This is a genomic window from Sphingobium chlorophenolicum, assembly GCF_000722875.1.
Classification (GTDB): Bacteria; Pseudomonadota; Alphaproteobacteria; order Sphingomonadales; family Sphingomonadaceae; genus Sphingobium; species Sphingobium chlorophenolicum.
The window spans coordinates 1-6,027 of record NZ_JFHR01000102.1; the positions used below are offsets into that span (position 1 = coordinate 1).

Genomic DNA, 6,027 nt, shown 5'->3' on the forward strand with positions numbered 1-6,027 from the left:
CTGGCACACCCACCCCTCCCCGTTCGCCCTGAGCCTGTCGAAGGGCTTTTCTTTCTTCTGGAACGACGAGTGCCCTTCTGGACCTACATGCTCCATTGCCCCGACCGCAGCTTCTACGCCGGCCACACGGACGATCTCCAGACTCGCATCGCCCAGCATGAGACAGGCGCAATCCCCGGCCACACCCAAAATCGCCGCCCCATAAAACTGGTCTGGTCGCAACAGTTCGGAACCCGTATGGAGGCGCTGGAAGCAGAGCGCCAAATCAAGGGCTGGAGCCGTGCCAAGAAACTTGCGCTGATCCGGGAAGATTAGAAACTCATCTCAACCTTGGCGCAATCCGGAAAGAGAAAGTAAAGCCCTTCGACAGGCTCAGGGCGAACGGAGTTAAATTTGGAAGGTTCAGAATCTCTGCAACGCTGCGGCGTCATCGCCATAGTCGGCGCGCCCAATGCGGGCAAATCCACGCTGGTGAACGCGCTGGTCGGCCAGAAGGTGGCGATCACCAGCCCCAAGGCGCAGACCACCCGCACCCGCGTCATGGGCGTGGCGATAGAGGGCGACGCGCAGATGGTGCTGGTCGACACGCCCGGCATCTTCGCGCCCAAGCGCCGCCTGGATCGCGCCATGGTGCAGGCCGCATGGGGCGGCGCGCAGGGCGCCGACCTGATCGCGCTGGTGGTCGACGGCAAGGCGGGACTTGGCGCCAAGATGGAACCGATCGTCAGCGCCCTCGCCGCCCGCCCCGAAAAAAAATGGCTGATCCTCAACAAGGTCGACATCGCCATCAAGGAAAAGCTGCTGGTCCACACCCAGCGCCTCTATGAACAGCTCGACATAGCGGAGACCTTCTTCGTCTCCGCCGCGACCGGCGACGGCCTGCCCGAACTCAAGACCGCCTTCGCCAAGGCCATGCCGGAAGGTCCCTGGCACTTCCCGGAGGATCAGGTCTCCGACGCCACCGACCGCATGCTGGCGGCCGAGATCACCCGCGAGCAGCTATACCATCAACTCCACGCCGAACTCCCCTATGCCGCCGCCGTCGACACGGAAAAATATAACGAGCGGGACGACGGATCGGTCGAAATCCACCAGCAGATCCTCGTCGGCCGCGCCAGCCAACGCGCCATCGTGCTGGGCAAGGGCGGCCAGCGCCTCAAGGAAATCGGCTCGAAGGCCCGCGCCGAACTGGCCAGCCTGCTCGGCGTCAAGGTCCACCTCTACCTCCACGTCAAGGTGAAGGAAGATTGGGAGGACGACCGTTTCATCTACCGCGACATCGGCCTGGATTGGGTGGAATAAGCCGTTCCAACCCCACCCCCGTTCTGGTTGATCACCCCCGCCCCGTTCGGGCTGAGCGAAGTCGAAGCCCTCCACTGAGCTTGTCGAAGTGGCTTCGCTGCGCTCAGCCGAACCCTTCGACTTCGCTCAGGGTGAACGGCGGTTAATGGTTACTCCGCCGCCACCTTCTTCTTCGCAGGCGCCTTCTTCGCCGCAGGCTTCTTGGCCGCAGCCTTTTTGGCGGGTGCCTTCTTCCCCTTCTTCGCCGGAGCCGCCGCAGCACGCGCATCAATCAACTGCGCGGCCTCCTCCAGCGTCAACGCGTCCTGCTCAATCGTCTTGGGCAAAGTCGCATTGGTCGTGCCGTCGGTCACATAAGGGCCATAACGCCCCGCCATCAGCTTGATCTCCGCTTCGGTGCGCGGATGCTTGCCCAGCACCTTCAGCGGCTCGCGTGAGGAAGCCCCACGCCCGCCCCTGTTCGCCGCATCCGCCAGCTTGGCGACGGCGCTGTTCATGCCCACCTCGAAAATCTCGGCGGTGGAGGAAAGCCGCCCATATTTGCCGTCATGCAGCAGATACGGTCCGAAACGCCCGATATTCGCCACGATGGGCTGCCCCGTCTCCGGATGCAGCCCGATCTCACGCGGCAGACTGAGCAGCTTCACCGCCCAATCCAGCGTCATTTCCCCATCCGGCAAATCCTTGGGAATGGATCCGCGCTTGACCTCCTTGCCATCGCCCATCTCTATATAGGGCCCAAACCGCCCGGATTTCCTGACGATATCCTGCCCGGTTTCAGGATGCTTGCCCAGCACCTCCGGCCCTGTATCCTCGGCCCCATCCTTGCCGCCCGGCTGCCCGAACTTCCGCGTATATTTGCATTCCGGATAGTTGGAACAGGCGATGAACGCCCCGAACCGCCCGCCGCGCAGCGACAATTGCCCATCGCCGCACATCGGGCAGGCGCGGGGATTGGATCCGTCCGCCTTGGGCGGAAACAGCATCGGCTCCAGGAATTTGTCCAACTCTGCGGTGATGTCGGAAGGTTTCTGCTCCATCACCTCGGCGGTCTTGGGCTTGAAGTCGCGCCAGAAGGCTTCCAGCACCGCCTGCCACTGGGCGCGGCCGCCGGAAATATCGTCCAGTTCCTCCTCCAGCCCCGCCGTGAAGTCATAGGACACATAACGCTCGAAGAATCGCTCCAGGAAGGCCGTCACCAGCCGCCCGCTTTCCTCCGCGAAGAAGCGGTTCTTCTCGATCCGCACATAGTCGCGGTCCTTCAACACCTGCAAAGTCGACGCATAGGTGGAAGGCCGCCCGATCCCCAATTCCTCCAGCTTCTTGACCAGAGACGCTTCGGAATAGCGCGGCGGCGGCTGGGTGAAGTGCTGCTCCGCCGTCACCTTTTTCTTGGCCGGCGCATCCCCCGCCGCCATGCGCGGCAACAGCTTGCCGTCATCATCCTCGCTATCGTCCCGGCCTTCTTCATAGAGCGCCAGGAACCCCGGAAAAATCACCACCTGCCCGGTAGCGCGCAGCCCATGCTGCCCGGTCCCATCCACCAGATCGACGGTCGTCCGCTCCAGCCGCGCCGAAGCCATCTGGCTCGCCAGCGCCCGCTTGAAGATCAGGTCGTAAAGCCGCGCATGGTCACCCGACCCCACCTTATCCCGGTAAAATTCGGTCGGACGAATCGCTTCGTGCGCTTCCTGCGCATTCTTCGCCTTGGTCTGATATTGGCGCGGCTTTTCGGGAAGGTAACCGCCGTCATAACGATCCGCTATCGCCTTGCGCGCAGCGGAAATGGCGCTGCCGTCCATCTGCACGCCGTCGGTACGCATATAGGTGATCGCGCCATCCTCATAAAGCTGCTGCGCGATCCGCATCGTATGGCTGGCGGAAAAGCCCAGCTTGCGCGCCGCCTCCTGCTGCAAGGTGGAGGTCGTGAACGGCGGCGGAGGATTGCGCGAAACCGGCTTGGTCTCGACCTTCTCGACGGTGAAGCGCCCGGCCTCCACGTCCGCCTTCGCGGCCATGGCGTCGCCTTCCCGGCCGATGGTCAGCCGCTCGATCTTCTCCCCGCGCCAGCGCACCAGCCGGGCGGTGAAACCCTGCCCCGCCTGCTCCATCTCGGCCGCGACCGACCAATATTCCTGCGGCACGAAACTCTCGATCTCGCGCTCGCGCTCCACGACCAGCCGCAAGGCCACCGACTGCACGCGCCCCGCCGACTTCGCGCCCGGCAACTTGCGCCACAACACCGGCGACAGGGTAAAGCCCACCAGATAGTCCAGCGCCCGCCGCGCCCGATAGGCGTCGATCAGATCCTCGTCCAGCGCGCGCGGCTGGGCCATCGCCTCCGTCACCGCCTGCTTGGTGATCGCGTTGAATGTCACGCGGTCGACCTTCTGCGGCAACGCCTTCTTGGCGCGCAGCACCTCCTGCACATGCCAACTGATCGCTTCTCCTTCGCGATCAGGGTCAGTCGCCAGGATCAGCCGGGTCGCCTTCTTGGCTTCGTCGGCAATGGCCTTGAGCTGCTTGCCCTTGTCGCCATAATTTTCCCACTGCATGGCAAAACCCGCATCGGGGTCCACCGAACCGTCTTTCGCCGGTAGGTCGCGTATGTGACCATAGCTGGCCAGCACATGGAAATCGCCACCCAGATATTTCTCGATGGTCTTCGCCTTCGCCGGCGATTCAACGATGACAAGCTGCATTCAAACCCCGGTTTTGAAATCTCTCACGTACACGCGCGAGTCTGAAAGCTGTTGCGGCCCCGCGTCAAGCACCAGCGATGTAGGCGGAGTTCGCAGCCAAGACCAGAGCGCAAGATCATGAAATGCTGACCTTTCCCCCTGCATGCCGCTCCAGCCGGTCGGCCAGTTCCAGTTCGAGCAGCACCGTCTGCACAATGGCGGGCGCCAGGCCCGACAGCCGTATCACTTCATCCACCGGCACTGCGGCCATGCCCAGCAGACCGATCACCGCCGCCCGGTCCCGTTCCGCCACATCGGACGAAGGCGGCTCCCCCGCAAAATCCAAACCGCCCTGCCGCACCATGCGGGTATCGATGACACCGATCGCCTCGATCACATCGGCGGCATTCTGGATCAGCGTCGCCCCTTCCCGGATCAACTGGTTGCACCCCTGCGCCCGTGGATCGAGCGGCGATCCAGGCACGGCCATCACCTCCCGCCCGGCCTCGCCCGCCAGACGCGCCGTGATCAGCGATCCCGACTTGGGCGCGGCCTCCACCACCACCGTGCCCTTGGCCAATCCGGCGATGATCCGGTTGCGGGCCGGAAATTGCCGGGCCAGGGGCTGCGTCCCCGGCGGATGCTCCGTCACCAGCAAGCCTTCATTCGCCACCTGCTCCTGCAAACCGGCATTTTCCGGCGGAAAGGCGATGTCGATGCCGCAGGCGATGACGGCGATGGTGCCGCTGCCGATCGATCCCTGATGCGCCGCCGTGTCGATCCCCCGCGCCAGTCCGGACACCACGACAGCCCCCTGCTGCCCCAGATCCTGCGCCAACATCCGGGCGAAGCGACATGCCGCCGCCGACGCATTGCGCGCCCCGACCATCGCCACGCAATCCCGCCCCGCCAGCGATACGTCACCGCGTACGATCAGGGCAGGCGGCGCGCCCTCCATCTGATCCAGCAGATAGGGATAATCCGCATCGCCCATGATCAGGTAACGCGCCCCCGCGGCCCGGCTGCGCGCTATCTCCTGCTCCACCGCCTTTGCATCGACGATGCTCGCTTTCCCGCCGCCCCGCGCCGCCAGATCGGGCACAGCGTGCAAGGCCTCCCCCGCCGATCCGAAGCGCGCCATCAGATGACGGAAGGTGACTGGCCCGATGCGCGGCGACCGGATCAGGCGCAGGCGGTTAAACCGCTCCTGCTCGCTCATTCGCCGGACGCGGCCTTCCTGGAGGAACCGACTTTAGGCTCCGTCCCCTTGGCGAGCCGCGATATATTCTCCCGATGCCGCCACAACACGATCAGCGCGAGCGCCAAGGCCACCGGCACCAGATCGAGCCGCTCGAAAAACAACATTGCGACAGGCGCGCTCACAGCCGCCGCCATGCCCCCCACCGACGACCATTTCGTAGCGAACAGCGCCCCAAGCCAGACGATCGCAAACACGATCCCGGCAGGCCAGTAGAGCGCCGTCACCACGCCCATCATGGTCGCCACGCCCTTGCCCCCGGCGAAGCGCAGCCAGACCGGATAGCAATGCCCGATAAAGGCCATGGCCCCCGCCATTGGCCCGCCGCCGTCGACCAGCGCCGCGCCGATCAGCACAGCCGCGCCGCCCTTCAGCAGGTCGAGCAGCAGCGTCGCCGCCGCCAGCCCCTTGCGCCCGGTGCGCAGCACATTGGTCGCGCCGATATTGCCCGACCCGATCTTGCGCAGATCGCCCGCCCCGGTGAAGCGCGTCAGCAACAGGCCAAAGGGTATGGAACCCAGCAGATAACCGATCAGCAGGACGAATGCGGGAAGAAGCCAGGGAGGAGTCATGATCTCGCCGAAATAGTTGCGGCGCGACCATAGCGCCCCCGACGCGCCGGGCAATGGCGAAGGTACCGAAGGATGGTTTGGAATGTCAGGGGCGGGCGGAAAGCTGACCTCTCCTATTCCTCCCCATCGAGAGATGGGGAGGGGGGCCGCCGCTGAAAGCGGGGGTGGGGGGGGAAATGGGGCGCGACCTCCGAAATTCACCCTCCACTGATAG

At 64.5% G+C, this 6,027-nt stretch carries 5 protein-coding genes; 2 read left to right on the top strand and 3 right to left on the bottom strand.

Annotated elements, in window-relative coordinates; translation table 11 throughout:
* Both BV95_RS22025 and era read left to right on the top strand, forming a co-directional pair.
* On the top strand, positions 1-315 hold a 315-nt coding region (locus BV95_RS22025; RefSeq protein ID WP_234703278.1), incomplete at its 5' end, for a GIY-YIG nuclease family protein.
* A 78-nt stretch (positions 316-393) separates the two neighbouring features.
* Entirely contained in the window at positions 394-1,302 is a 909-nt protein-coding gene (gene era, locus BV95_RS22030; RefSeq protein WP_037457386.1) for a GTPase Era, read from the top strand.
* 149 nt (positions 1,303-1,451) lie between these two features.
* On the opposite strand, the gene topA is transcribed toward era, so the two are convergent.
* The 3 genes from topA to plsY form a co-directional block, all read right to left on the bottom strand.
* Positions 1,452-4,004, bottom strand: a complete 2,553-nt coding sequence (topA, locus tag BV95_RS22035; protein WP_037457389.1) for a type I DNA topoisomerase — start codon at positions 4,002-4,004, stop codon at positions 1,452-1,454.
* Between the two features lie 115 nt (positions 4,005-4,119).
* The gene (gene dprA, locus BV95_RS22040; RefSeq protein WP_037457391.1) at positions 4,120-5,202 is read right to left on the bottom strand and encodes a DNA-processing protein DprA; all 1,083 of its coding nucleotides are present in this window, start codon (positions 5,200-5,202) and stop codon (positions 4,120-4,122) included.
* The gene (gene plsY, locus BV95_RS22045; RefSeq protein ID WP_037457393.1) at positions 5,199-5,813 is read right to left on the bottom strand and encodes a glycerol-3-phosphate 1-O-acyltransferase PlsY; all 615 of its coding nucleotides are present in this window, start codon (positions 5,811-5,813) and stop codon (positions 5,199-5,201) included. The genes dprA and plsY overlap by 4 nt, the downstream gene beginning before the upstream one ends.
* Between the last annotated feature and the right edge of the window lie 214 nt (positions 5,814-6,027).